This is a genomic window from Anaeromyxobacter terrae (assembly GCF_022690685.1).
Classification (GTDB): domain Bacteria; phylum Myxococcota; class Myxococcia; order Myxococcales; family Anaeromyxobacteraceae; genus Anaeromyxobacter; species Anaeromyxobacter terrae.
On record NZ_JALCYY010000003.1, the window covers coordinates 49,152 to 75,360 of the forward strand.

The following is a 26,209-nucleotide window of genomic DNA, read 5'->3' on the forward strand; positions in this document are numbered from 1 at the left end:
CGCGAGCGATCTCGTATCCGCTCAGGTCGGGCAGGCCGACGTCATGCGGCGAGCGGCCGCCGAGGGCGGAACTCGCGTCCCGCCCTCGGCATCCCCCTCATGCATCCCCGCACCGGCCGGACGCGCTCCTACGAGCCCGCCGGGGGCGCTCGCGGATCACTTCAGCTTGAAGTTCGCGCTCTGCGTCGAGCCGTCCGCAAAGACCAGGTCGAGGCGCCAGCAGCTCCCGGGCTGCTTCGGCGTCTGCCAGTTCAGCACGTACTGAGCCGCGCCGAGGTCGTAGCGCAGCGCCGTGCCGCCGGTGGTCGTGAGCTCGATCTGCGACTCGACCGAGGTGAGCGCGCCGCAGGCGATGCCCTGGGCCCTCGTGTTCTTCAGGTCCACGGCCGCCACGTCCGTGATCTCGACCCCGCCCTGCCCCTGCAGCTTCCACTTCACCGGCACCGTCGCGCCGTTCTTCACCGTGTTCACGAGCGGGAGGTTGTCGACGGGCTGGAAGAAGCCGAGGAACGCGAACTGGACGGTCACCGTGAACGTCTTCGGCGTTGCCGCGTTCCCGCGAGAATCGCTCGCGGTGCAGGACACGGTCGTCGTGCCGGGCGCGAAGGAGCTCCCGGACTGCGGCGTGCAGCTCGCGGTCACGGCGCCGTCGACGAGATCGGTCGCGGAGGCAGCGAACGACACCGGCGCGCCTGCTGCGCTCGTCGCGAGCGTCGTGATGTCGCCGGGGACGGTGATGGCGGGCGGGGTCGTGTCCTGGACCGTCACCGTGAACGTCTTCGGGTCGCTCCCGTTGCCGTGCGCGTCGGTCGCCGTGCAGGAGACCGTCGTCGTCCCGAGCGGGAACGTGCTGCCGGAGGCGGGCGTGCACACGGGGGTCACGGCGCCGTCGACGAGGTCCGACGCGGACGCGCTGAACGTCACCACGGCGCCCGCGGCGCTCGTCGCCTCCTCCGTGAGGCTCGCCGGGACGATCACGTCCGGCGGCGTCGTGTCGACGATCGACACGGTGAAGCTCGCTCCCGCCCGGTTCCCCGCCTGGTCGGAGGCGGTGCACGTCACGACGGTGTCCCCGACCGGGAACGTCGCGCCGGATTGCGGATCGCACGCGGCCGGCACCTCACCGTCGAACGCGTCGTTGCCGGTGACCGAGAAGACGACGATCGCCCCAGAGGCCGAGGTCGCCTCACGGGTGATGTTCGGCGGGCTCAGCACGGGCGCGGTCACGTCCTTCACGACGACCTGGCAGCTGTCGGTGCTGAACAGGCCGCCGTTGTCGGTGACCTTCAGCTCGAACGTCATCGTGTCGCCATGGCCCAGCGTGAGCTGGGGCGCGTCGAACGCGAGCGCGGGGTACGACAGCGCCTCCGCCGCGAGGTTGGCGTCCGGGCCGCCCGAGCTCTGGCGCCAGGCGTAGGACGCGATGCCGTCGTCGGGATCCGTGGAGGGCTTCGAGGGATCAGCGCCGTCCAGCAGGATCGAGGCGCCCTCGTTCACGGGGGACGTGCACTCCGCGTTCGCGATCGGCGGGTCGTTCACCCACTTGACGGTGACGACCACATCTGCGGAGCTCGAGAGCGTGCCGTCCGAGACCGTCAACCGGTACGTGAAGCTGGCGCCGGCCGGGTAAGGCACCGCGGGCGCCTGGAGCTCGACGACCGCCGTCGCCCCGACCTGCTCGACGCTGCCCCCGACGACCCGATCCCACCGGTACGTCAGTGGATCGCCGTCGGGATCGCTCGAGCCGCTGCCGTCCAGGAGGAACAGGTCACCTTCGTTCACCGTCGACGGGGCGCTGGCCGCGACGAGTGGCGGGCTGTTGACGTCCGTGACGGTGACCGTCGTGGTCGCGGTCTGGGTCTGGAGGGGATCGCAGCCCGTCACGGTCACGGTGAAGTGGAGGGTCGCGCCCGCCGCTCCGACGTTCGGAGCAGTGAACGTCGGCTTCGCGGCGCTGGGATCGCTCAGGACGACGCCGTAGGCGTCATTCGCGTCCTGAGTCCAGGAGTACACGACCGCCTTCGGCTGTGACGGCTCCGCGTTGAGCGTGACGGTCGTCGGGACGAACGTGCCGCCCGAGATCGCCCCTTCCGTCACGACCTGAGCGCCGGACGTCCTCGCGATCACCTCGCACCTGGGTGCGCCGAGCGCAGGGGCCGCCGGGAGCGCGCCGACGAGAGCCGAAGCAAGCCAGAGAACCCTTCGAAAACAGAGCTGCATTGGGACCCCCCCACCGACATGAGCCGACGTGCTGCCTGCGGGCGGGCGCCCACCTCGTCGAATCCAGGGCTACCGCATGGACGCACGCCAGCGGGGGAGAGGCTTGCACTCAGAGCGCATGAAACCAAGTCACCTACACGCGGGGCGCCTGTCGGGGGCGTAAACGCCGCGACGGCTGCCTGGCGTGCCAGTTTCCTGGCGCCCTCCAGATGGGCCGGTCTGTAACGGTCAGTGCGTGCGGGGGTCATGCCGCCAGTACCATCGCCCAGGGGTGAACCGTGAGAGCCACTACTGCGCTGTTCCTTTGGATCGTCGTCGCTGGATCGACGGGCTGTGCTGCCCGTGTCGCGTCGGCACATGGCGGAACGACGACGGTGTCGGAGTTCCTCACCAGCGCGGTCGCGTTCGATCACGGCTGCGCGCAGGACGGGATCGTCGTGCTGCGCAAAGCAGGCGCCCAGGCAGACCTCGACGTCTGCGGCACCGTTCGCCGCTACAAGATGGTCTTCGCCGGGGACACCTCCCAGACCTGGGTGGACGTCACGGCGCTGTACCCACCCGCGTCGCTTCCGGCGCCGCGGGCAGAGAGCCCCCGCGCGGCGGCGCAGGGCGAGCGTTCCGCTTCGGACTAGCGCCCAGATCCCGCGCTGCGCGGCGTCATCCGGTCATCACCTCGCAGCCGTCGCGAGTCACGACGATCGTGTGCTCGAACTGCGCCGAGAGACTTCCATCCGCGGTGACGACGGTCCATCCGTCGGCCAGCAGCTCCACCTCTGCTCGGCCGAGGTTCACCATCGGCTCGATGGTGATGGCCATTCCTGCCTTCAGCTTCACGCCCTGTCCCCTCGGGCCGACGTGCATCACGAGCGGCGGACCGTGCATCATCTTGCCGATGCCGTGACCGCCGTATTCGCGCACCACGCTGCAGCCTTCAGCTCGCGCGAGCTCTTCGATGGCTGCGCCGATGTCCCCGAACCGGACGCCATGCCGCACAACCGCCACTCCAGCATCCCGGCAGCGGCGGGCGACCTCGACGACGTGCCGCGCCTCTGCGGAGACCGCGCCGATGCAGAACGTCGCCGAGGTGTCCCCGTGAAAGCCATCCAGGAGCGTGGTCACGTCCACGTTCACGATGTCGCCAGGATGCAGCCGCTCGTCGGTGCGCGGGATGCCGTGACAGACGACGTTGTTCCGGCTCGTGCAGACCGCCGCGGGGAAGCCGTGGAAGCCGAGCTGGCTCGGTTTGCCTCCCCGACGTGCTGTGTCCTCGCGCACCCAGACGTCGATGTCCGCGGTGGCAATTCCCGCGGCGAGTCGCTCGCCCACGTGCGCCAGTGTCGCCGCAGCGGCCTTCCCGGCGTGCCTCATCCGTTCGACTTCTCGTTCACCCAGAAGCGGGATTCCCATGCTGGCAAAGCTGCCAGCAAGCTGCAGAGGCGATCCAATGCTGTCTCGGTATCGGGTTCGCTGCAGTGGGCTCGGGAAACCCGCTTGCAGACACGATTTCCTGCTGAGGGCCGGCCCGTGGGCCTCGAGTACCTGACACACAGGCCGACCTTCAGGTACCGTTCCGCTCGTGAGTCTCACGTACATCCAGTCCTTCGTCGCGGTCGCGGAAGAGGGCCACGTCGGTCGCGCTGCCCGGAAGCTTCACCTCACGCAGCCGCCCCTTTCGCGACACATCCTCGCGCTCGAGGATGAGCTCGGGACACGCCTCTTCGAGCGGACGCCGCGCGGGATGAAGCTCCTTCCCGCCGGTGAGGTCTTTCTCTCCCACGCTCGGCGGATCCTCGCGGAGGTCGACATCGCCATCGAGCGCACGAAGGGCCCGGGCACTGGCGGGCGTTGAGGCCGCAGGGCCGACCGCAGCTCCGTCTGACGACAGGTCGCGCATCGGCCGTCCGCCATCCGCCCCGTGCGCGGGGCAGGCGCTTTCGCCTTGGAGACATGGACCTCCGTCCGGCTGACCGTGGCCTCGCGCGGTGAGGCCTCACGGGCGCGAGCGCCGCCCCGCTCCACCGGCGTCACACGCCACGGCGCCCCCGATTCGGCTCCTTGACGCGCGCCGGAAACGGGAACACTCTGTTCGCGTTTCCGACCACGCGAGGAGGAGTCCCATGGCGAAGCTCCGCGGTCTCTCGCTGCTCGACGGGGCCGGGCAGGCGGCGCTCGTCGCGCGCGGCGAGCTCACCGCGTCCGAGCTGCTCGAGGCGTTCGCCGAGCGAATCGAGGCTCTGAACCCTCTGCTACGGGCGGTCACGGCCGTCGACCTCGAGCGCGCGCGAATGGCCAAGGTGCCGCCCGGCCCGTTCGCCGGGGTGCCGTTCCTGGTGAAGGACGTGACCCCGTACCCGGGCCTGCGCTGGTCCTGCGGCTCGCGGGTGTTCGCCCGCAACGTCGCCGGACCCGAAACCCGCACCCCGTACGTCGCCCGCATCGACGAGGCCGGTCTCGTGACCGTCGGGAAGACCGCGGCCTCGGAGTTCGGGCTCCTCGGCAGCACGGAGACCCTCCTCGAGGGCGTGACGCACAACCCGTGGGATCTCTCCCTGTCCGCCGCGGGCTCGTCCGGCGGCGCCGCTGCAGCGGTCGCCGCCGGGATCGTTCCCCTCGCCCACGCGAACGACGGCGGGGGGTCGATCCGGATCCCTGCCTCGGTGTGCGGCCTCTTCGGCTTCAAGCCGAGCCGAGGGCGCTGCGTGCCGGCGAGCCTCCCCTCCGACTTCGGCGCCCTCGTCTCCGACCACTGCGTGAGCCGCACCGTCCGCGACAGCGCCCTGTTCCTCTCCGTCACCGAGGACCGGGACGGTCCGTTCCCCGCCGTCGGATACGTGCGGGAGGCGCTCGCGCGTCCGCTGCGGATCGCCACCTGGACGCGTACCCTCCTCGGCGAGGAGCCGGAGCCGGCGGTGCGACGCGCCCTGGACGACGCGGCCGGGCTGTGCGCCTCCCTCGGACACCGCGTCGAACCCGTCCCTCCGCCCGACATCGACGGCTCGGCGCTGGGTGATGCGTTCTTCATCGTCGCCGGGGCGGCGGTGGCCGGCCTCGTCGAGATGGTGGACCGGCTCCGCGGCCACCCCGTGCAGCGGGACGAGCTCGAGCCGTTCAGCTGGGCGCTCGTCGACGAGCTCGAGCGCCGGGGCCCTGGCGCGCTGTCCGCGGCCCGCGCGGCGTTCGCCGCGGGCACCGAGCGTTACCTCGCGTCGATCCGCGGCTGCGACGCGGTCCTCACCCCGACGCTCGCGACGACGCCCTGGCGCATCGGCCACCTGTCCCCGATCCTCCCGCGCGACGAGCTGATCCGGCGGACCGGGCACGCCGTCGGCTACACGCCCATCCACAACATCGCGGGCTGCCCGGCGATGTCGGTGCCGCTGCACTGGACGGACGAGGGCGTCCCCGTCGGCGTTCACTTCGCCGCCGCGCCGGGTGCCGACGCGCTCCTGCTCGGCCTCGCCTATCAGCTCGAGGAGGCCCGCCCGTGGAGGGATCGCTGGGCGCCCTTCTCCTACCCCCGGCTGTTCGAGGCCTGATGCCCCAGGTCCTCAAGGACGAGGTGCGTGCGCGCATCGAGGCGGCCGCCCTCCGGGTCTTCGCGGAGCGCGGATACGCCGGCGCGACGATGACCGCCATCGCCGAGCGCGCCGGAGTCGGGACGGCGAGCACGTACCGCTACTACGCCGGGAAGCGCGAGCTCTTCGACGCGCTCGTCACGCCGGCGCTCGCCGAGGAGTTCGAGTCGCTGCTCGACCGGCGTGTGCGCGCCCTCTCCCGCGCCTTCCGGGCGGAGGCGACCCGCGGCGCGGCCCACCTCGGCGACGAGCTGCTGAGCTTCTGGGCGGAGCACCGGCTCGCGGTGGTGATCCTCCTCGACCGCGCCGAGGGGACCGACTACGCCGCGTTCGGCGCGCGCTTCGTGGAGCGGCTCGTCGCCTCGACGCTCGCGGATCTGCGCCCGCGGCGCGGGGAGAGCGCGACAGCGCGCTTCGTGCTCGCGCGGATCTTCGACAACACCCGGCGAATGCTCGCGGCGATCCTGGAGGCTCACGCCGACGAGCGCGCGCTGCGCGAGGCGATCGAGGCGTTCTGGAGCTACCAGATCCCGGGGCTGCAGGGGTTCGCGCGCTGGTCCGCTCGTCGCGCCCGTGGCGAAGCGGAAGACGGGAAGCAGAACGCGCGGTGAGGGAGTCGCTTGCCACCGCCGCGTCCCGCCCGGAGTCACTGCGCCTCGTGACAGACGGCCTCGATGTTGTGACCGTCCGGATCGACGTAGTAGTTCGGGTGGTAGTGCGGCCTCAAGCCCGGCGCACCGTTGTCCCTGCCGCCTGCTGCGATGGCCGCCTCGTAGAAGGCATCCACCGCTGCGCGCGAGGACACGCGAAATGCGATGTGGATGGGCGGCCTGTTCGCATCGCCCTGGCTGATCCAGAAATCGGATCCGTCGGCATGACAGAAGCCCGCGGTCTGCGCACGGCCATCGAGCGCGGCAGGCAGCTCCACCAGCCGCGAATGGCCGGTCTGCGCCAGCGCCTGCAGGTAGAACGCCTTGCTTTTCGCGTAGTCGCTGACGATGACGCTCACGTGATCGATCATCGGAACTCCATCCGGTTTGCAGCGTGAATCAGATCGCTCCATGCGTGTTCGGTCTAGCGGCGGGTCCTGGTCGCCATGGCCGAGCGTTCTTCGATCCGAAAAGTCTAAACGACCGGTTCCGCGCCGCGGCCGTCCCGGCGCTGATCGCCCTGGCGGAGGTGCTGACCATCGGACGGGCCCGGAAGCACACGGGAGCGCGGCCGTAGACGCGTCGGCGGGTCCCCGGGAGCTCCGGGAACCCCGCCTGACTTGCCGACTGGAATGTGTGTGGCCCCGGCGGGACTCGAACCCACGGCCTACGGTTTAGGAAACCGCCGCTCTATCCAGCTGAGCTACGGGGCCATCGGACTACGGGCCGGCGGATATAGCACACGGAACGGCGGGACGCCTCTGCGGACGAACGCCTCCCCTCACCTCCCGAGCATGAGCGCGCAGCGGAGGCCCCCCGCCGTGACGAACGCCCCATTCCTCCGCGTTCCACGGTGCACCGCCTCTCCGGAGCCACGCTACGGGCTCCCGGGATCTTCCCCTGGCGCGAGCTGCTGCAGGTCCAGCTCCTCCAGGTCGAGCTCCTGCTCCACGCGCTGGAACGCCGCATCGCCGATGGTCCCGTCCGCCCGGAGAGCGAGCAGGCGCTGCCGCTCCGCGGAGACCGCCTTGCGTGCGACGGACGCATCGATGGTGAGCGACCGTCCGTCACCTTCGCCCGGCCGGGCCGGATCGGCGGCGACTCCACCCAGATCCGCCTCGGCGCGCCCGAGTAGCAGTTCGTACCGGCGCCGCAGCAAACCCGACATCTCGTCGCTGGCCACCCCATCCGTGGCGGACAGCGCGGCGCGCAACAGCTCGACGCGGGCGAGCCGGACCTCCCGCTCGACGGAGAGATCGCCCTCGAGCCGGAGCAGGCTCATGAGCGGGCGCAGCGTCATCCCCTGCAGGACGAGCGTCCCGAGCACGACAGCGAACGCGGTGAACACCACCAGATCCCGGTACGGGAACGCGGGCGCGTCGGGCCCGCCGGCGGGGAGCGCGAGCGCCGCCGCGAGGGTCACGATCCCTCGCATGCCGCACCAACCGACCACCGCTGCGGCGCGCGGCGACAGGCCGACCGCGTCGCGCCGTCCGTCTGCGCCGTCGCTCGCCGGGCGGCACCGCAGCCGGCTGACCGCCGCGGCGCCGGACACCCACGCGATGCGCGCGAGGATCGTCGCGATGCACACCGCGGCCGCAACGCCGGCATACCTGACGACCGTGGGCGCATCGACCCGGCTCAGGATCGCCTTCAGCTGGAACCCGACCAGGATGAACGCGAGCACGTTCAGCACGAACACGGCGAATTCCCAGACCGCATACGACGGGATGCGTACGCGCGCCGCCACCGCGCCCGCGGCGCGCTGCGCGCTCGCCATCGCGAAGACCACCACGGTGAGGATGCCCGAGAGGTGGAGTCGCTCGGCCAGCATCCAGACCGCGAACGTCCCGCAGAACTGGACGACCACGACGATGGGGACGTCATGTATCCGCGCGATGAGCGGCACGATCACGCGTGAAAGCGCGAACCCGAGCACCACGCTCCCCACGGTCACGACGAGCAGCAGGGGAACGACCTTCGCCGGCGCCAGCGCGCCCGCGAGCGCCGCGCCCACGGCGAGTCGGTAGATGAGGAGCGCGCTGGCGTCGTTGAAGAGACTCTCCCCCTCGAGGATCACGAGGAGGCGATGCGGGGGCCGGAGCTGCTTCAGTACGGCGGTCGCGGCCGCGGCATCGGGAGGTGCCACGATCGCTCCGAGCGCCACCGCCACCGCCCAGGGCATGCCGGGCACGAGCACGCGGACGACCACCGCCACGACGGCGACGGTCAGCACGACCGCCCCGACCGCGAGGCCGACGACGGTCCGCCAGTTTGCCCGGAGGTCGCGCGCGGACGAGTCGAACGCGGCGTCGAGCAGCACGGGCGCGACGAAGATCGTGAGCGCGAGGTCCGGCTCCAGGACGAGCGTCGGCGTGCCGGGAACGAGCGCGAGGACCGCGCCCGCGAGCGCCACCAGCGCCGGGTAAGGAGTCCCGATCCGTCGTGAGAGGGCCGTGAGGCCCGCGCCCGCGAGCAGCAGCGCAATGATGATCTCGAAGACGAGCATGCGACGCAGACTGCCGCGGCCCGGTCACGCTGCCGCAGCCGACACCTCCGTGACGCGGTCGCCTCGGGCTCCGACCCGGGCCGCGACCGCGCATCTATTCTGACGCGTCTCGTCCGTCGCAATGGCGAGCGGGAAGCCTCTGCGGAGGACCGGCCCTCACACCCCCGCGAGCGTCAGCGCCCAGCGGACCGCCCCGGCGGTGACGAGCACGACGACGGGGCTCACGCGGAAGCGCGACAGCGTGAGCGTGGTCGCGACGGCGATCCCGACCTCGGCGGGCCCGCGCATCGACGCGCCGAGGGTGACGGCCGCGGCGGCCATGAGCCCGACGACCGCCGGGGTGAGCCCGCGCAGCGCGGCCCGGATCGCGCGGCGCGAGCGCATGCGGAGGAGCCAGCCGCCGAGCACCACCACGAGCGCGAACGGCGCGGCGAAGATCGCGGCCGTCGCCACGATTGCGCCCGGGAACCCGCGCGCGACGTAGCCGATGAAGGTCGCCATGAGGAGCACGGGGCCGGGCGTGAGCTTCCCGACGGCGACGGCGTTCGTGAACTGATGCTCGGTGATCCAGCCGGCATCGACGACCGTGGCGTGCAGGTGGGGGACGATCGCGAACCCGCCCCCGTACGCGCCGAGGCCGGTGCGGAAGAAGAGCGCCCCGAGCGCCACGAGCCCGCCCAGGCCGACCTGGGTGACGAGGCCGAGGGGAGCCACCGCGGCGAGCGGCGCGCTCTCCTCGGCGGGGCGCGTCTCGCTGAGCGGCTCGAGCCGCTGGCCCTCGTCCGGCAGCGCCACCGGCGGCGACGGCCTGCGAGGCGCCCGGCGGATGCGGGCGAGCCGCGCGCGCTTCAGCAGGAGATCGATGACGAGTCCGGAGGCGATCCCGAGCCCCGCGATCTCGCCGGAGGCCGCCCCGCCGGCGATGCTGAGCAGGAGCGCGATGGCCGCGACCCCCATCTGCCACGGCCGCCCGATTGACGTCCGGACCATTTGCAGCGCGAGCGCCGCCACGATCCCCACGACCGCCGCGTTGAGGCCGGAGAGGACGACCTCCGCGCGCGGCGCGACGCCGAACCGGACGTAGGCCCACGCGAGCGCGAGCGTCAGCAGCGCGCCCGGCAAGACGAAGCCGACGTAGGCGGCGAGCGCGCCGCTCATCCCGCGCAGCCGGAGGCCGATGTGCGCGAGCGCGTTCGCGGCGGCGCCGCCCGGGAGCATCTGCGAGACCGTCGAGGTGTTCGTGAACTCCCGCTCGGTGAGCCAGCGGCGGCGCTCGACCGCGAGGTGCCCGATCATCCCGAGCACGCTCACGCCTCCGCCGAACCCGACGAGCCCGAGCCACAGCGACGCGCGGGCGAGCTCCCAGTGGGTCGGGATCGAGCGGGTCGTGGTCGCGGTCCGCTCGTGCGCTCGCTGGCCCTCGGTCCTCGCCCTCAGCATCGTCGTATCCCGAGCGATGAGACGAGCGCGGCGGCGTCGCGACTCCGTCGCGCGCGCAGCGTCCCGTCCCTGGCGCGGCTCTGCATACCAGGGTCGAGGCGCGCCCGCCACGAACCTCCGTGCTTCCCGCTGGCTCTCCCGGGGGCGAGACTCTCGACATGGCCTGCCCCGGCGACGCTCCCTCGGACCTCGACCGCGCACTCGAGGCGCGCTACTCCCCCCTCGCGACTGCGGCGGGCTCGCTCTCCTGCGGGAGCGTGCTCGAGCACGCCGCGCCGCGCGCGGGCGAGACGCTCGTCGACCTCGGCTGCGGGCGAGGCCGGGAGCTCCTGCGCGCCGCCGGCGCGGTCGGCCCGGGCGGCCGCGCGATAGGCGTGGACGCGAACGAGGCGATGATCGCGGGGGCGAGCGCGCTCGCCGCGGGCCTCGCGCAGGTACGCCTCGTGCGCGCGGACGTCGCCACGGTGCCGCTGCCCGACGGCGAGACCGACGTCGTCGTCTCGAACTGCGCCATCAACCACGCGCCGGACAAGGCCGCCGTGTACCGCGAGGTGCACCGGCTGCTCCGGCCCGGCGGGCGGTTCGTCGTCTCCGACGTGGTCTCCGAGTCCACGCTCCCGGACTCCGTCCGCAGCGACCCGGCCGCATGGGCCGCCTGCTACGGCGGCGCGATCCCCGAGGCGGACTACCTGGCGGCGATCACGGCCGCGGGCCTCGCCGACGTGAGCGTCGTGCGCCGCACGGCGCCTTACGAGAAGGGCGGCGTGCGCGTCCTCTCGATCACCGTGAAGGGCCGGCGCCCGTAGCGCCGGGGAAGGTCTCCGATGCGGCTCTCGCGCTCCACCCTCGTCGCGCCCATCCCCGGCTCGCCCCGGGTGCTCCTCGTGCAGCCGCTCACCGGCCAGGCGGCGCTCGTCTCGGCCGAGGACGCCGCCGCCCTCCGCGAGCTCACGCGGGGCGGCGCGCTCCCGGCGTCGTTGCCCGAGGAGACCCTCCGCGCGGCGGCGTTCGTCGTCGAGTCCGACGAGGACGATCGGGCGCTGCTCGAGCGCGCCCGCGCGGAGTTCGAGCGGGAGGCGGCTCGGGCGCCGACGCAGCTCATCGTCGTGCCGAGCTTCGGCTGCAACCTCGCCTGCACCTACTGCTACCAGGAGGTCTTCGATCCCTCCGCGGCGGCGCTGATGGCGCCCGAGGTCATCGATGCGTTCTTCGCCTACGTCGACGCGAACCACGCCGCCGAGACCCCGCGGCCGTACGTGACGCTCTTCGGCGGCGAGCCGCTGCGCGACACGCCCGCGCACCACGACCGGATCGGCCGCTTCCTCCGCCGCGCGGCGGAGCGGGGCCTCGCGCTCGCCTTCGTCACGAACGGCCACGATCTCGAGGCGTTCCTCCCGGCGCTCGCCGCAGGTCCGGTGAAGGAGGTGCAGGTCACGCTCGACGGCCCGCGGCCGGTCCATGACGCGCGCCGGCCGCACGCGAGCGGGCGAGGCACCTTCGACCGGATCGTGTCGGGCATCGACGCGCTCGTCCGCGCCGGCATCCCCGTGAACCTCCGCGTCGTCGCGGATCGCGGGAACCTGCCGGCGCTCCCGGAGCTCGCCGAGCTCGCCGCCGCGAAGGGCTGGCTCGAGCTCCCGGCCTCGCGCTTCAAGACCCAGGTGGGCCGGAACTACGAGCTGTTCGGCTGCGCCTCCCGCCAGCGCCGCGAGGACCTCTTCGACCGCGTGGAGCTCTGGGCGCGCTACCTCGAGCTCGCCGAGGCGCACCCCATCCTTCGCCGCTTCCACAGGCCACGGTTCCACGGGATCGGCCACCTCGCCGACACGGGCGAGTTGCCGGCGCCGAACTTCGACGCCTGCCCGGCCGCGAAGAAGGAGTGGGCCTTCGGCCCGGACGGGAGCCTGTACGGCTGCACGGCGACCGTCGGCCACCCGGCGCACGTGCTCGGCCGGTACCACCCGGTCGTCTCCCGCGACGACGCCGCGATCGCCCGCTGGCGCGCGCGCAGCACGCTAACGATCCCGCGCTGCGCCGAGTGCGCCGCCGCGCCGGTGTGCGGGGGCGGGTGCGGCGCGATCGCCTGGGATCGGGAGGGGACCCCGCTCGCGCCGGACTGCCGGCCGGTGCCCGAGCTCTACGGCCTGGGGGCGCGCTACTACGGCCTCGACGCGTGAGCGGCTGGCGCGGAGAAGCGGACCTGCGCAGCCCACATCTCGGGTGAACCCACGGGGCTGCGACCTCGTGTCGCGAACCCCACCCGCTTCGAGCGGCTCGTACCGGGTGGCGCGAGGATCCGACGCACCCGTTCCTGGAGGCGCACATGGTCCCCGCGGCAACGCAGACGGTCCTCACGCTCTCCCCGCGGGAGCTGCGGATCATGGTCCAGTCGCTCGTGAACTGTCTCGCGACTTGCCAGACACATGCGGTGAAGCCGGACGCACCGTGTGAGGACTGCGACGCCGCACGCGCCCTGAAGGAGAAGCTCGAGTCCCACCTCGAACCCTGAAGGAGAGCGCGATGAAGCTCCTCACCACGCTCAAGAAGCCCACCTGCTGCGCGCCGGAGAAGGTCGCGCAGTGCTGCGCCAAGGCATCCCCGCTCGTGTCGGGCTGCCACGACTGAAGCACCGCGGGGTCCGCCCCGCACCCTCCCTCACCCTCACCCTCCGGTAGCCGGGCCACCCGGCGCGGGAGGGGCTTGCCTGGAGATCCGAATGTCCGCAGCCGTCGAGGAGATCAGCGCGAACCAGTACGACGAGCGGGTGCTCGGGGCCGAGACCCCGGTGGTGCTCGACTTCTTCTCCACCGAGTGCCCTCCGTGCGAGGCGCTCGCGCCGAAGTACGAGGCCGTCGCCGAGCAGTTCGCGGGGAAGGTCCGCTTCCTCAAGATCTTCCGGCAGGGGAACCGCGAGCTCGCGACGAGGCTCGGTGTGAGCGGCAGCCCCACCCTCCTCTTCTTCAAGTCCGGCCGGGAGGTCGGGGCGCGCATGACCGGCGAGGACATCAAGCGGTCCGCGCTCAAGTCCGCGGTCGAGGCGCTCCTCCCGTGAGCCCGGAGACTCCTGCCATGTCGGAGCGTTACGACGTCGCCATCATCGGGGCTGGACCGGCCGGGCTGACCGCCGGCATCTACGCGGCGCGCGCGCGGCTCAGGACGATCGTGCTCGACGAGAGCGTCCCCGGCGGGCAGGTGAAGACGACGCACAAGGTGTCGAACTACCCCGGGTTCCCCGAGGACGTCCACGGCTCGGAGCTCTCCGCGGCGTTCGCAAGGCAGGCGGAGCGCTTCGGCGCGCGGATCCGCCGCTCGGTGGAGATCACCGCGCACGACCTCTCCGCCTTCGTGAAGACCCTGGAGCTCGACGAGTCGGAGACGGTCGAGGCGCGCGCCGTCATCGTGGCCACCGGCGCGAAGCCCCGACCGCTCGGCGTCCCCGGGGAGGACACGTTCAAGGGGCGCGGCATCTCCTACTGCGCGACCTGCGACGGCGCCTACTTCGAGGGGAAGGACATCCACGTCATCGGCGGCGGCAACTCCGCCGTGGAGGAGGCGCTCTTCCTCACGCAGTTCGCGCGGAGCGTCACCATCGTCCACCAGTTCGAGCAGTTCCAGGCGGAGCCCGCCTCGGTGGGCGAGGCGCTCACGAACCCGAAGATCCGCGTCCTGTTCGGCCACGAGCCGCGCGCCTTCCACGGCGAGACCGCGCTCGAGGCGCTCGAGGTCGAGGCGCTGCGGACCCGCGAGCGCAAGCGGCTCCAGACGGACGGGGTGTTCGTGTTCGTCGGCATGGTGCCGCGGACCGACCTCCTCGCGCGCTACGTCGAGCTCGCGCCGGGGGGCTACGTCGAGACGACCGACGCCATGGAGACGAGGATCCCCGGCGTCTACGCGGCGGGCGACATCCGCGTGAAGCGGTTCCGGCAGATCACCACGGCGGTCGCCGACGGCACCATCGCCGCGCTGGCGGCGCAGAAGTACCTGCGCTGAGAGGTCGCGGCGCGGCGCGTCCTTCCTCTCCGCCCAGGACGCGTCGCGCCGCCCTCCGTCTCGTGTTAAGGCACGTCCCGCCGCGCTCCCGCGGCGAGGAGACCCCCGTGCGCATCCTCCACACCATGCTCCGCGTCGGCGACCTCGAGCGCTCCGTCGCGTTCTACACCGAGGTCCTCGGGATGAGGCTCCTGCGCCGGCAGGACTTCCCCGACGGCCGCTTCACCCTCGCCTTCGTGGGCTACGGCCCGGAGTCCGAGCAGGCGGCGCTGGAGCTCACGCACAACTGGGACACGAAGGCGTACGACCTCGGCAACGGGTACGGCCACGTGGCCCTCGAGGTGCCGGACGCCTACGCCGCGTGCGCGGAGATCAAGCGGCGCGGCGGCGTCGTCACGCGCGAGGCGGGGCCGATGAAGCACGGTACGACCGTCATCGCGTTCGTGCAGGATCCCGACGGCTACAAGGTCGAGCTCATCCAGCGCGGGACGTGACGGCGGCGTTCGCCTGGATCGACGCAGGCGGACGGCGCTACGCGGAGCTCCCCCCCGCCCGCGCCGGCAGGGTCACGAAGAACGTCGTGCCGCGCCCGGCCTCGGAGGTGACCGCCACGCTCCCGCCGTGCGCGCGCACGAGCTCCCTCACGATGAAGAGGCCGAGACCCGTGCCGCCGCTCGCGGCGGTCCGGCCGCGCTCGAACGGCTCGAACATGTTCGCGAGGAGCGCGGGATCGATGGGGGGCCCGTCGTTGTGCACCGCGATCACCTTTCGGTCGCCGTCCGTGTGCCACTCCAGCGACACCGCCGCGTCCTCCAGGCTGTAGCGCACCGCGTTGGTGAGCAGGTTCGAGAGGACCTGTCCGATGCGGTCCGGGTCCCACTCGCCCGCGCCGTCGGCGCCGGGCTGGTACGAGATCTTCCGGCCGGCGTTCGCGCTGCTCACCTCCTCGATGATGTCCCGGCAGATGGCGTCGAGCTCGGCCGGCCGCCGCGCGATCGGGATCCCCTTGCCGAGCCGAGCCCTCGAGTAGTCGAGCAGGTCGTTCACGAGCCGGGACATCCGCGCGGCAGCGCCCGAGGCGCGCGCGAGCACCCGCCGGTTCCGCTCGGAGAGCTGCGGGTCCCGGAGGGCGACGTCGAGGGAGACGCGCACCACCGAGATGGGCGTCCGGAGGTCGTGCCCGGTGATGCCGAGGAGGTGCGCCTGCACCTCCTGCGTGCGCCGGCGCTCGGTCACGTCGCGCAGGTAGGCGGTGAGGCCGTCGCGGTGCGGGAACGCGCGGACCTCGATCCACCGCTCCGCGGGCCCTCGCGCCTCGAACGTCACCGGCACCTGGGCCTCGACCGCGCGGTCCAACTCCGCGCGCGGCTGGCCCCGCGCCAGGAACGGGCAGCGCTCCCACAGGACCGCGCCGGCCAGCGCGTCGCGCGGCGAGCCCACCATCTCCTCGAGCGCGTGGTTCACGTACACGAAGCGCCAGTCGCGACCCGCCGCGAAGAACGCGTCCGAGATGGTCTCCAGGATCGCCGCGCTCCGCGCGTACCCTTCGCGCGTCCGGTTCTCGTCCTCGAACTGGCTGCGGCGCAGCTGAGCGTTGACGCGCGCGCGCGCGACGAGCGGGCCGCTCGCCAGCGGAACGTAGTCGTCGGCGCCCCCGGCGAGGGCGTCGACCGTGGCCTCCGGGTCCGGGCGCTCGCCCACGACGAGGAGCGGAAGGTGGCGCCATCGACCGTCGCCGCGAATGCGCAGGCACGCGGCGGCCCCCTCTTTGCCCTGCTCCGTCGCCTCCACCAGGATCGCGTCCACTCGGTCGACCGCGAGGAGCGCGAGGGCCTCCTCGGGCGAGGCGGCCACCACCACGTCGTGGCCGTCGACGCGCAGCGTCTCCGCGACGTCGCCGAGCGGGGCGGTCCCCGCCCCGATCACGAGGATGCGCCTCGCCGCCGGCGCGCCGGCCGCGCTCCCCTCCGGCGCCGACGTCGCGCTGCGGAGCAGGGCCTGCAGCCGGGCGAGCACGAGCTCGTTCCCGTCCTCGTCCTTGCGGACGTACGCGTCCGCCCCGGCGTCGAGCGCGCGGAGCTCGCCGACGGAGCCCGACGCGGTGAGCAGGATGCAGGGCGTGGTGCGGAGCGCCGCGTCGGCGCGGACCTCGCGGATGAAGGTGGCGCCGTCCATCCCCGGCATCACGCCGTCGACCACGATGGCGCGCGGCCGCCGTTCCGAGGCGACGCGGAGCCCTTCCTCGCCGCTGCCGGCCGTCACCACCTGCAGCCCCGCGCGCTCGAGCGCCTCCCGCAGCTCCTCCCGGGCCGTGACGCTGTCGTCCACGAGCAGCACCGGCCGCGGGGCGGCGCCGGAGTCGACCCCGGCGCGGCGGCGGACGAGCTCGCGGGCGCGGGCCACGACCTGCGCGGCGTCGTACGGCTTGCCCACGTACTCGTCCGCCCCGGTCTGCAGGCCGCGCACGCGATGCTGGACCTCCGTCTCCGTGGAGAGGAGCACGACCGGCGTCCCCGCGTGCTGCGGGGACCCCTTGATCTCGGCGAGCAGCTCGAGGCCGTCGCCGTCGGGGAGGAGCACGTCGAGCACGGCGAGCGCGAACCGCCGGGACGCAAGGGCGCGGCGCGCGCTCGCGACGTCGGCGGCGAGCACGGGCTCGAACCCCGCGGCGGAGAACGCCTCCTCGAGGTGCATCCGCACGGTCAGGCTGTCGTCGACGACCAGGACGGCGCTCATGGCGGCCTCCCGGGCGTGCCCGCGCGCGCCGCGATCGCCGCGCCGATCTCATGGATCGGCAGGACGCGCTGCGCCGCACCGAGGAGGATCGCCTCACGGGGCATGCCGAACACGACGGAGGTCGCCTCGTCCTGGGCGATGGTGGCGCCGCCCGCCTGCCGGATCGCGAGGAGTCCCTGCGCGCCGTCGCGCCCCATCCCGGTGAGCAGGCACGCGAGCGCCTCGGCGCCGCAGTCCCGCGCGACCGAGTCGAACAGCACGTCCACCGAGGGCTTGCAGCTGTGGCGCTCGGGGCGATCGTCGAGCCGGAGGACGCCGCGCTCGACGACGAGGTGGCGGCCCGGGGGCGCCATGAGGACCGTCGAGCGACCGCGCTCCGCGAGGCGCTCGCCGTCGCGGGCATACCGGACGCGCAGCGGGGAGAGCCCGTCCAGCCACTCGGCGAACGCGGCGCCGAAGGGCTCGTTGATGTGGACGACGAGCAGGATCGGGTGCGGGAACTCCGGCGGGAGCCGGCGGAGGATCTCCACCAGCGCCGCCGGCGAGCCCGTGGAGCCGCCGATCGCCACGAGGTTCGTCGGCGCCGCCGGCTCTCCCGCGAGGGGCGGCGCCGCGCCCGGACGCGACATGGCCCCGAGCCGCGCCCGCGGGTGCGTGATCACCTTGAGGCGCGAGATGAGCTTCACCGTGCCGCGGAGCCGCTCCTCCCACTCACCGTCCGGCTCCGTCCCGAGGGGCTTGTCCAGCACGTCGATGGCGCCCGCCGCGAGCGCGTCGTAGGTCCGGAAGAGCTCGCCGCGGTTCGTCGACGCGGACACGACGAGGATCGGCGTGGGGCAGTACGCCATGATGTACTCGGCCGCGGCGACGCCGGTCATCACCGGCATCATCATGTCGAGGGTGACGACGTCCGGCCGGAGCCGCTGGCACAGCTCGATGCCGCGCCGCCCGTCCTCGGCCTCGCCCACGACCTGGAGCTCGGGATCGGCCGACAGCACCTCCACGAGGCGCTTGCGGACGGTGAGCGAGTCCTCCACCACGAGCACGCGGATCGGCACGGTCACCCCAGGAGCTCCTCGATCGCCGCCAGCAGGCGCGCCTGATCGAACTCGCTCTTCACGACGTAGGCGCTCGCCCCCGCGGCGAGGCCGCGCGCCCTGTCCTCCGGCGCGCTCCGCGACGTCACCAGGATGGCGGGGATGGACGAGAGCCTCGGGTCCGCGCGCGTGACGCGCACGAACTCGAACCCGTCCATGCCAGGCATCTCGACGTCGACGAGGAAGAGGCCGAACCGCCGCGCGCGCGCCTTCTCGAGCGCCTCCTCGGCGGAGACGGCGAGGTCCACCTCGTGGCCCGCCGACTCGAGGATGCTCTGCTCGAGCATGCGGGTCGTGAGCGAGTCGTCGACGACGAGGATCGGCGCGCGCGGCGATGGCGCCGCCTCCTCCTGGGAGACGCGGCCCCGCGCCGCCGCCACGAGCCCCGCCGGGTCGAGCACGAGGCGCGGGTTGCCCTCGCCGTCGAGCGCCGCCCCCGCCACCGCGGGATCGAGCCCCATGTACGCGGGCAGCGGCCGCACGACGACGTCGGCCGTGCCCACCAGCCGATCGGTCCCGAGGACGACGCGTCCCCCCGCCGCCTCCACGACGACCGCCGACCAGGCGCGGCGGGGGCCGGAGGGCCGCGGGAGACCGAGCACGCTCGCGAGCGGCAGGAACGGGACGAGCGCGCCGCCGTACGCGACGGTCGCCCCCTCGGCCGTGCGCGTCACCCGGTCCCCCTCGAGGAACGCCGCGCTGCGGACCGCGTCGAGCGGCAGCGCCGCCACCGCGCCCGAGGCCTCGACCTGCAGCGCGGTCAGGGCGGTGAGGGAGACGGGCACGACCACCTCCACCTGCGTACCGCGCCCGCGCTCCGTGCGGATCGCGACCTCCGCGTGAAGGCGCGCGGCGACGTCGCGCACGACGTCCAGGCCGACGCCGCGCCCGGCGACGTCCGTCACGGTGGCGCTCGTCGAGAGGCCGCCGCGCAGCAGGAGCGCGGTGAGCGCCGCGTCGTCGAGGCCGGCGGACTCCCCGGCGGAGACGAGCCCCTTGCGCGCGGCGGCGGCCCGGACCGCCTCGAGGTCCACTCCGCGGCCGTCGTCGACGCAGCGGAACACGACGCGGGTCCCGCGGCGCTCGACCTCGATGCGGACGCGGCCCGGCGCGGGCTTGCCCCGCGCGGCGCGCTCGGCGGCCGGCTCGATCCCGTGCGCCACGGCGTTGCGCACGGCGTGCAGGAGCGCCTCGCGCATGGCCGTGAGGACGTTCGCGTCCACGCGCACGCCGCCGCCGGCGAGCTCGAAGGTCACCGTGCGGTCGAGCGCCCGCGCGGCGTCGCGCGCCGCCCGCTCGAGCGGCCCCGAGATCGCCCGGGCCGGCAGGAGCCGCAGCCGGTCGGCGGCGCGCCGGACCTCGCCGAGCTCGCGCTCGGCCTGATCCGCCCGGGCGTCGAGCGAGCGCTGCGTCCCGTCGAGCGCCCGCGCGAGCTCGTCGACGAGCGGCCGCAGGCGCGCGACGGAGGGCGGCCCGTCGCCGTCGCCTCGCCGCACCGAGAGCTGGTCCGCGAGGGCGCGCGCGATCTCCTTCGCGTGGTCGAGCCGCCCGAGCTGCCGCCGGAGGGTCGCGAGGTGGACGCCCGCCTCCAGCGTGGTCTCCACGACGACGTCGACCTCGTGGAGATCGACGCGCACCGTCCGGATCGGCTCGTCCGGCCGGGGGGCCGGCGCGGCGCCCGCCGCCGCGGGCGTGGCCGGCGCGGGTGTGGCCGCCGCGGGCGTGGGCGGTTCGAGCGCGGCGACCGCGGCCGCCATCTCGTCCACGAGCCGCAGGAGCTCGTCCGTCCGCTCGCGCGGCACGGGCGGAGCCCCCTCGTCGCGGTGCTCGGCGAGCGCGTCCTCCGCCGCGTGCGCGCGGTCGCCGATCACCTGCACCTGCACCACGCGCGCCGCGCCCTTGAGCGTGTGCGCGTACCTGAGCAGCCGCGCGACCACGGCCCGGTCCCCGGGGGACCGCTCGAGCTCGAGGAGCCCGCGCGAGAGCCCGTCGAGCAGCTCGCGCGCCTCGATCCGGAAGTACCTGTAGCGGTCGCGGGCCATCGCGCTCACGCGGCGTCGCGCTTCTGGACGAGCCGCGCGAGATCGCGCGACATCGTCGCGAGCTCCGAGGCGGTCTGGAGCGACTGCCCGGAGCTCGCCTCCGCCTCGCGCGTCGCCTGCGCGACGTTGGCGATGGCCTCGTTCACCTGCTCGACCGCGGTCGCCTGCTGCTTCGTCGAGAGCTCGATCTCGCGGGCTGAGTCCGTGGTCGAGCCGACGAGACGCGCGATCTGCGAGAACGCCGCGGCCAGCTCCGCGAACTGGCGCGCGCCCGCCTCCGCGGCCTTGGAGCCGCTCTCGGTGGCCATGACGGTGGTGTTCACCGCGGCCCGGACCTCGTCGACGAGCGAGCGGATGTCCTTCGTCGAGCCCGCGACCCTATCGGCGAGCTTGCGGATCTCCTCGGCGACCACCTGGAACCGCTTCCCCGACTCGCCCGCGCCTGCCGCCTCGATCGTGGCGTTGATCGCGAGGATGTTGGTCTGCTCCGCGAGCTCGTTGATGATCTCGACCACGCCGCCGATGTGCTGCGACTTGCGACCCAGGTCGAGCATGTGGTCGACGATGAGCTCCACCTGCCGGCGGATGCCTCCCACCGCCTCCTGGCTGCGCTGGACCGCGTGGTCGCCGGCCCGCGCGGCGGAGGCGGTGTCGGACGCGATGGAGGCGACGCGCTGCGCGCTCCCCGAGATCTGCCGCGACGTCGCGAGCAGCTCGTTGATGGTGGTCGTGATCTCGGCCATCGCGCTCGCCTGCTGCTTCGCGCCGGTCGCCTGCTGCCCCGCGGCCGCCTTGAGCTCCGCGGAGGACGTCTCCACGTGTCGGACCGCGCCGGCGATCTGCCGCGAGAGCATGCGCCCGAGCAGGAGCGCGAGCGCGGCCGCGAGGGCGACGCCGGCCACCGAGAGGACCACGACGATCCGGCTCGCGTCCGCCGCGGCCTCGCTGGACTGGCGCCGCCGCGCCTCGAGCAGCTCACGCTGCCGGGCGATGTAGCCGTCGACCGCGGCGTTGAGCCGCTCCCGCAGCGGGCGCACCTCCCGCTCGAGCCGCGCCGCCGAGACCTCGAGCTTCTCCCGGGGAGCGTCGGCGAGGATCCGATCCACCGCGGTCCCGTGCTCCTCCTCGACGCGGGCGACGTCGTCGAGCATCGGCCGGAGCGACTCGTCGTGCTGCTGGCCCCGTAGCTCGTCGAGGACACGGCGCATCTCGCTCCGCGCGGTCCGCATCGCGTCGAGGTAGCGCGCGTCGTTCGTCATGAGGTACGCGCGCGCCTCCGCCGCCTTCCTGAAGCTCATCGCGTTCAGGCGCTCGGCGTTCACGAGCCGCCGCGTCGCGAGCTCGATGATCTCGTCCTTTCCTGCGACCGTCTCGCGGAGCGCGAGGACGGCGACGCCCGCGATCGCGAGCGCGACCACCACCACGAGCAAGAACCCCAGCGCGACCTTCTGCGAGAACGTGAGCCTTCGCTCCATGTCACTCTCCACGTCGATGTTCCGTGATGGCGCGCAGGACCGATGGGATGCTCACCACCGGGCGCCCCGCGCCCCCGAGCTCCGCGATCTCGGCGAGGTGGCCCGGCCCCTGCCCCGCCGCACGCTGCAGGGCCGAGGGCGCCACGAGCACGTGCCCGTCGAGCACGTCGAACGCCAGCGCGACGCGCTCCTCCTCCCGGCCGGCGAGCAGCATCCAGCGCGGTGGCTCGCCGCCATCGGCGACCCCGAGCAGCCGGGCGAGGCTGAAGACGGGGAGGACCGCCCCGCGGTGTCCGCAGACCCCGAGCACCTCCGGCCGGCGACTCGGGGCGGGCACGATGAGCCTCGCCGGGAGGAGCCCCGCGGTCTCGAGCACGCGAACCGCGATGGCCTCGCCGCCCGCGCGGATCACGAGCAGCGGGACGAGATCCCGCCGCGCGCCCGCCGGGGGCGCCGCGAACGCGGCGTCGAAGGCCGCCCGCAGCGCCTCGACCGTGCCCTCGAGCATCGTCTCGTCGCTCACTCCATCCCCCCGCACGCGCCGAGCTCGGCGCGGCACACCTCCAGCAGCCCTTCGCGCGTGAACCCGCCCCCGAGCAGGAGGATCCGCGAGCCGTCCTCGCCGGCGAGCAGCACGCGCGCGCGCGCGAGCTCGCGGCGCGCGAGCTCGAGGTCGCCGCCGCGCTTGGCGAGGAGGCCGAGGTGGAGGCGCGGCATCGCGAACGTCGGATCGAGGTAGAGCGCGTAACGGTCGTGGTCCGCGGCGCCCACTGGGTCGCCCGCGTGCTCGCGGCAGAGCGCGCGGAGGTAATGGGCCTCGGCGTTGAGCTCGTCCCGCTCGAGGATGCGCGCGCAGACGCGCTCGGCGCCCGCGAGATCGGCGCTGCTCGTCAGGAGGACGGCGCGGAGGAGCAGCGCGTCGACGTCCTCCTCGGCGGCGGGGGCGCGCGGGCCGAGCGCCGCGAGCGCCTCGGCGAACCGCTCCCGCCTCAGGAGCTCGAGCGCGAGGGCGACGCGAGCGCCGTCGCCGTGCGCGTCCGGCTCGCCTCGCGTCGGGAGGGCGTCCTTCGCCGCGGTCCCCTCACGCGGCTCGGGCGCGCGGGCCGCCGCGGCGACCTTCGCGACGCGCTCGGATGCTTCCTGGATCGCCTGCACCCACGCGGTTCGCGCGTCGGGCGCGGGCGCGGGCGTCGGCGACGGCCACGGCGACGGCGACGGCGACGGCGACGGCAGCGTATCGTCCGGCGGGCCGAGCGCGGGCGCGCCCTCCTCCGTGCCCCGGGGCTGGTAGTAGAAGGTCCCGTGCGACTGCCGCAGGTGGTAGTCGGTCGAGACGCCGCGCAGCGTCTCGGCGTGGCCGAGGAACAGGTAGCCGCCGGGGACGAGGGCGCCTGCGATCCGCGCCACCACCCGCCGGAACACCTCGGGCGAGAAGTACATGACGACGTTGCGGCAGAAGACGACGTCCCAGCTCCCCGGCGCCCACAGCGCGGGATCGTCGTCGACGAGGTTCCGCTCCTCGAACGAGACGAGGGCCCGCACGTCGTCGACCACGCGGGAGTGGCGGCCCTCGGCGCGGAAGAAGCGCGCACGCAGCGCGGGCGTGGTCTGGCGGAGCGACCAGGCGGAGTAGCGGCCCTCCCGCGCGCGGGCGATGGCGGCCGGGTTCACGTCGATCCCGTGGACGCGCACGTCCCAGGAGGCGAGCTGCGCGTCGGCGCGGACGAGCATCGCGAGCGTGTAGGGCTCCTCGCCCGAGGCGCACCCCGCGGACAGGATCCGCAGGCGTCGATCGGCGCCGCGCCGCCGCACCCGGTCCGGCAGCACCGCGCCGGAGAACGCCTCCAGGTCGTTGGAGTTCCGGAAGAAGTAGGTCTCCCCCACGGTGAGCCGCTCCGCCAGGGCGCGGACCTCGTCCCCGCCGCCCTCACCCGAGAGCCGCGCCACGTAGGCGTCGATGGAGCGGGCCTTGGTGGCCTCCGCCCGCTCCTCCGCGACCTGGGCGAGCTGCTCGAGCTTGTCGTCGTCGAACCGCAGCCCGAGCCGCGCCCCAACCGCGCGGCGGAAGCGCTCGAGCTGCTCTCGGCCCGCGGCGGTCACGCGACGTCCTCCTGTCCCGCGATGGCGCGCCACGCGTCCTCCGGGACGATCCGCGCCGCGCGGAGGAGGACGAGCAGCTCGCCGTCGAGCGCCCCGAGCGCCTCGATCGCGCCCCCGTCCGCGGCGCCGAGCAGCGGCGCCGCCGTCCGCTCCACGCCCGCGAGCGACGCGACGCCCGAGACCGCGTCGACCGCGAGCGCCGCGGGCCGGTCGCCGCAGCGGACCAGCACGAACCGGCGCGTCGCGGCGGCGGCGGCGCCGAGGAACGCGGCGAGCTCCACCACGGGGACCGCCGCGCCGCGCACCACGGCCGCCCCGAGCACGAACGGAGGGAGCCCCGCGCACGGGGTCGTCGGCAGCGGACGGAGCGTCTCGATCACGTGGGAGAGCGGGATCGCGCACGCGCGCCCGCCGGCGCGCACGAGCAGCACCGATTCGCGCTTTCCTTCCGGTTCCACGGCGCCTCCAGACGGGGGGATCACCGTAGGCGACCGGAGGGCCGGGTCGCAAGCATCCGAGCGACGCTCGGCCGGCTCGCCGGTCAGCCGGCGGGAGCCTGGCCGGCCGCGAGGGGTCCGTTCGAGGCCCCCGCGAGCGGACGTTCGCGCGACCGTGCGGCGTCGTGCCGGACGCAACTCCCCGAGCCGGGGATCCTCCGCGCGCCTCGGGCGTGGCTCGTCACGCGCCGGCAGTTGGCGCCGCGCGCCGCGACGCTCAGCGTCCCGACGTGAACGCGCTCGTCCGACGGGAGGGCGAGCTGAGCCTCGGTGAAAGGGGAAGCGGAGTGAGCGGACGTCTCGGCAGGAAGTGGATCTTCGTGGCGGCCACCGTCCTCGCGGCGTGCGGTGGCGGCGGGGGCGGCGCGAAGACGCCGCAGGAGCAACCCCCGCCGGTGGAGCCTCCCCCGGTGCAGCCGCCGCCGGTGGATCCGCCCATCGTCGTGCCGCCGCCCGACGCGCAGCCGGCCGTGACGCTCGCGTCCCCCACCACCGTGGCCAGCTGGACGTTCTACGCCGCCGAGGGCGACAAGGTCGGGGTCTTCGACGCGTCGGCCGACGAGGCCGGCAACGTGTACGTCGCGGCGGGCGCGGCGGTGTTCGCGAAGGCGCGCGCCGACGCGGAGTTCAAGGCCTTCGACGCGAAGAGCGCGGGCCTCACGACGAACTGTGACGAGGCGCAGACGCTCATGTGCCCGGTCATCTCGGTCGCGGGCGCCGACCCGGGCCACGCGGTCCTGGGCTTCATGGGGATGGGCACGGACGGCGACCTCGACCCCGAGTGGTGGATGTCGTCCGGCGGCGCGGACGTGGTCGGCTTCGACGCCACCGCGGGCACGCTCGCGCGCGCGCGGCACGTCTTCATCGCGGCGCCGCCGGAGCAGGTGAACGAGACCGGCGCCTACGACTTCTGGAACCTCGGCCGCAAGAAGGTTCGCCAGGTCCACCGCATCGCCGTCGAGCACGACCCGGCGCGCGGCTCGCACTACGGCGACGTGTGGTTCGCGGGCTCGCACGGCTCCTTCTCGGTGCTCATCGCGAACGCGGCGCAGCGCGGCTGGAGCCTGGACGCGACGAAGTACCCGGGCTTCGAGGCCGCCCAGGATGTGTGGGAGCACGATCACCCGGACCTCCGCGGCGTCATCTACGAGAACGGCGTCCCGCGGAAGCCGGGCGGGGAGATGATCACCGGCACCGCCACGGCGCTCGCGATCGATCCCACGACGGGCGACCCGTGGGCCGCGAACGGCATCCGCCTCGCAGTGAAGAAGGGCGCGGGGGCGCGCGCCGATGGCTGGAACGCGCCGATGTTCCCGCCGCGGAACGGGGACTGGAGCGCGACGAGCGGCTTCTACGACGTCTGGCCCGACCCCATCTTCACGACGGCCTCCGAGTTCTGGGCGAACAACCCCGCCTACCAGGACGCAGTGAGCTCGATCTCCTTCTGCCCGGACGGCACGCTCTGGATCGCCTCGGAGATCCACGGGCTCGCGCGCCGCGCGCCGGGCGAGCCGCTGGTGGACGACGTGTTCGAGCACGTCGCCATCCCGCCCGAGTACTGCTGGGACGAGGCCGGCACGCAGGTGTGCGCCGTGTACTCCGTCGCCTGCGACCCCAAGGACGGCTCGGTCTGGGCGGGCCTCGGCTACGGCGTCATCGGCCGGTACAAGGACGGCGCCTGGACGTTCCCGGTCCCGAAGACGGCGCCGCTCTTCGCGCAGCAGAACCCGGTCGGCTCGATCCAGATCGACGCCTTCGCCGGCGTGGAGAGCCGGATCGTCTACTTCAGCCACATGGCGACCTGGAAGGGCGCGAACGGCGGGCTCACCGTCTACCGGGGCCCGTGACGGAGCCTCGCGGTCTCGCGAGCCCGGCCCG

At 73.7% G+C, this 26,209-nt stretch carries 23 protein-coding genes and 1 tRNA gene; 11 read left to right on the forward strand and 13 right to left on the reverse strand.

Translation table 11 applies throughout. The features are described 5' to 3' along the window. Positions 1 to 156: 156 nt before the first annotated feature. A complete protein-coding gene (locus MNY62_RS01945; protein ID WP_242342407.1) occupies positions 157 to 2,127 on the reverse strand; it encodes a PxKF domain-containing protein in 1,971 nt (656 codons plus the stop codon). Between the two features lie 467 nt (positions 2,128 to 2,594). Between MNY62_RS01945 and MNY62_RS01950 the strand changes: the two genes are divergently transcribed. Continuing rightward, positions 2,595 to 2,852, forward strand: coding sequence for a hypothetical protein (locus tag MNY62_RS01950; RefSeq protein WP_242342408.1), 258 nt, complete (start codon positions 2,595 to 2,597; stop codon positions 2,850 to 2,852). Positions 2,853 to 2,877: 25 nt separating this feature from the next. Here MNY62_RS01950 and map read toward each other — a convergent pair whose 3' ends face one another. Beyond that, positions 2,878 to 3,627, reverse strand: a complete 750-nt coding sequence (gene map / locus MNY62_RS01955; RefSeq protein ID WP_242342409.1) for a type I methionyl aminopeptidase — start codon at positions 3,625 to 3,627, stop codon at positions 2,878 to 2,880. Between the two features lie 169 nt (positions 3,628 to 3,796). On the opposite strand from map, the gene MNY62_RS01960 reads away from it, so the two are divergent. The 3 genes from MNY62_RS01960 to MNY62_RS01970 all read left to right on the forward strand — a co-directional run bounded on the left by MNY62_RS01960 (position 3,797) and on the right by MNY62_RS01970 (position 6,406). Further along, the gene (locus tag MNY62_RS01960) at positions 3,797 to 4,069 is read left to right on the forward strand and encodes a LysR family transcriptional regulator (protein WP_242342410.1); all 273 of its coding nucleotides are present in this window, start codon (positions 3,797 to 3,799) and stop codon (positions 4,067 to 4,069) included. Between the two features lie 268 nt (positions 4,070 to 4,337). Continuing rightward, the gene (locus MNY62_RS01965; protein WP_242342411.1) at positions 4,338 to 5,756 is read left to right on the forward strand and encodes an amidase; all 1,419 of its coding nucleotides are present in this window, start codon (positions 4,338 to 4,340) and stop codon (positions 5,754 to 5,756) included. Then, complete coding sequence (locus MNY62_RS01970) at positions 5,756 to 6,406, forward strand: TetR/AcrR family transcriptional regulator (protein WP_242342412.1); 651 nt, start codon at positions 5,756 to 5,758, stop codon at positions 6,404 to 6,406. Before MNY62_RS01965 ends, MNY62_RS01970 begins: the two co-directional genes overlap by 1 nt. A gap of 35 nt (positions 6,407 to 6,441) precedes the next feature. Here the strand turns inward: MNY62_RS01970 and MNY62_RS01975 are convergent, their stop codons facing one another. The 4 genes from MNY62_RS01975 to chrA all read right to left on the reverse strand — a co-directional run bounded on the left by MNY62_RS01975 (position 6,442) and on the right by chrA (position 10,394). Beyond that, positions 6,442 to 6,804, reverse strand: coding sequence for a VOC family protein (locus MNY62_RS01975; RefSeq protein ID WP_242342413.1), 363 nt, complete (start codon positions 6,802 to 6,804; stop codon positions 6,442 to 6,444). A 280-nt stretch (positions 6,805 to 7,084) separates the two neighbouring features. Next, a tRNA-Arg gene (locus MNY62_RS01980) sits at positions 7,085 to 7,158 on the reverse strand. Between the two features lie 164 nt (positions 7,159 to 7,322). Next, positions 7,323 to 8,954 (reverse strand): Na+/H+ antiporter, encoded by a 1,632-nt coding sequence (locus MNY62_RS01985; RefSeq protein ID WP_242342414.1) that lies wholly within the window; start codon positions 8,952 to 8,954, stop codon positions 7,323 to 7,325. A 156-nt stretch (positions 8,955 to 9,110) separates the two neighbouring features. Then, positions 9,111 to 10,394 (reverse strand): chromate efflux transporter, encoded by a 1,284-nt coding sequence (chrA, locus tag MNY62_RS01990; RefSeq protein WP_242342415.1) that lies wholly within the window; start codon positions 10,392 to 10,394, stop codon positions 9,111 to 9,113. Between the two features lie 158 nt (positions 10,395 to 10,552). Between chrA and MNY62_RS01995 the strand changes: the two genes are divergently transcribed. The 6 genes from MNY62_RS01995 (at position 10,553) to gloA (ending at position 14,878) form a co-directional block, all read left to right on the forward strand. Next, positions 10,553 to 11,200, forward strand: coding sequence for a methyltransferase domain-containing protein (locus tag MNY62_RS01995; protein WP_242342416.1), 648 nt, complete (start codon positions 10,553 to 10,555; stop codon positions 11,198 to 11,200). An 18-nt stretch (positions 11,201 to 11,218) separates the two neighbouring features. Next, a complete protein-coding gene (locus MNY62_RS02000; protein WP_242342417.1) occupies positions 11,219 to 12,571 on the forward strand; it encodes a radical SAM/SPASM domain-containing protein in 1,353 nt (450 codons plus the stop codon). Between the two features lie 146 nt (positions 12,572 to 12,717). Beyond that, positions 12,718 to 12,903, forward strand: a complete 186-nt coding sequence (locus MNY62_RS02005; RefSeq protein WP_242342418.1) for a hypothetical protein — start codon at positions 12,718 to 12,720, stop codon at positions 12,901 to 12,903. Positions 12,904 to 13,110: 207 nt separating this feature from the next. Next, positions 13,111 to 13,446 (forward strand): thioredoxin family protein, encoded by a 336-nt coding sequence (locus MNY62_RS02010; RefSeq protein WP_242342419.1) that lies wholly within the window; start codon positions 13,111 to 13,113, stop codon positions 13,444 to 13,446. A 17-nt stretch (positions 13,447 to 13,463) separates the two neighbouring features. Further along, positions 13,464 to 14,384, forward strand: coding sequence for a thioredoxin-disulfide reductase (gene trxB / locus MNY62_RS02015; RefSeq protein WP_242342420.1), 921 nt, complete (start codon positions 13,464 to 13,466; stop codon positions 14,382 to 14,384). 107 nt (positions 14,385 to 14,491) lie between these two features. Beyond that, positions 14,492 to 14,878: a lactoylglutathione lyase gene (gene gloA, locus MNY62_RS02020; RefSeq protein WP_242342421.1), complete on the forward strand. Its 387-nt coding sequence runs from the start codon at positions 14,492 to 14,494 to the stop codon at positions 14,876 to 14,878. 37 nt (positions 14,879 to 14,915) lie between these two features. Here gloA and MNY62_RS02025 read toward each other — a convergent pair whose 3' ends face one another. Genes MNY62_RS02025 through MNY62_RS02055 form a run of 7 tightly spaced genes read right to left on the reverse strand, consistent with a single transcriptional unit; the run spans position 14,916 to position 24,292 of the window. Continuing rightward, positions 14,916 to 17,120 carry a response regulator gene (locus MNY62_RS02025; protein WP_242342422.1) on the reverse strand — a complete coding sequence of 735 codons (2,205 nt, stop codon included), beginning with the start codon at positions 17,118 to 17,120 and terminating at the stop codon, positions 14,916 to 14,918. After that, positions 17,117 to 18,184, reverse strand: coding sequence for a chemotaxis-specific protein-glutamate methyltransferase CheB (cheB, locus tag MNY62_RS02030; RefSeq protein ID WP_242342423.1), 1,068 nt, complete (start codon positions 18,182 to 18,184; stop codon positions 17,117 to 17,119). The genes MNY62_RS02025 and cheB overlap by 4 nt, the downstream gene beginning before the upstream one ends. After that, positions 18,181 to 20,259, reverse strand: coding sequence for a hybrid sensor histidine kinase/response regulator (locus tag MNY62_RS02035; RefSeq protein ID WP_242342503.1), 2,079 nt, complete (start codon positions 20,257 to 20,259; stop codon positions 18,181 to 18,183). Before MNY62_RS02035 ends, cheB begins: the two co-directional genes overlap by 4 nt. Before the next feature lie 5 nt (positions 20,260 to 20,264). Further along, positions 20,265 to 21,734, reverse strand: coding sequence for a methyl-accepting chemotaxis protein (locus MNY62_RS02040; protein ID WP_242342424.1), 1,470 nt, complete (start codon positions 21,732 to 21,734; stop codon positions 20,265 to 20,267). Between the two features lies 1 nt (position 21,735). Next, complete coding sequence (locus MNY62_RS02045) at positions 21,736 to 22,257, reverse strand: chemotaxis protein CheW (RefSeq protein ID WP_242342425.1); 522 nt, start codon at positions 22,255 to 22,257, stop codon at positions 21,736 to 21,738. Then, positions 22,254 to 23,834: a CheR family methyltransferase gene (locus tag MNY62_RS02050; protein ID WP_242342426.1), complete on the reverse strand. Its 1,581-nt coding sequence runs from the start codon at positions 23,832 to 23,834 to the stop codon at positions 22,254 to 22,256. The genes MNY62_RS02045 and MNY62_RS02050 overlap by 4 nt, the downstream gene beginning before the upstream one ends. Further along, positions 23,831 to 24,292 carry a chemotaxis protein CheW gene (locus MNY62_RS02055; RefSeq protein ID WP_242342427.1) on the reverse strand — a complete coding sequence of 154 codons (462 nt, stop codon included), beginning with the start codon at positions 24,290 to 24,292 and terminating at the stop codon, positions 23,831 to 23,833. Before MNY62_RS02055 ends, MNY62_RS02050 begins: the two co-directional genes overlap by 4 nt. Positions 24,293 to 24,618: 326 nt before the next feature. Here MNY62_RS02055 and MNY62_RS02060 point away from each other — a divergent pair, with 326 nt between their 5' ends. Continuing rightward, on the forward strand, positions 24,619 to 26,178 hold the full coding sequence (locus tag MNY62_RS02060; RefSeq protein ID WP_242342428.1) for a hypothetical protein: 1,560 nt from the start codon (positions 24,619 to 24,621) through the stop codon (positions 26,176 to 26,178). Positions 26,179 to 26,209: the final 31 nt, after the last annotated feature.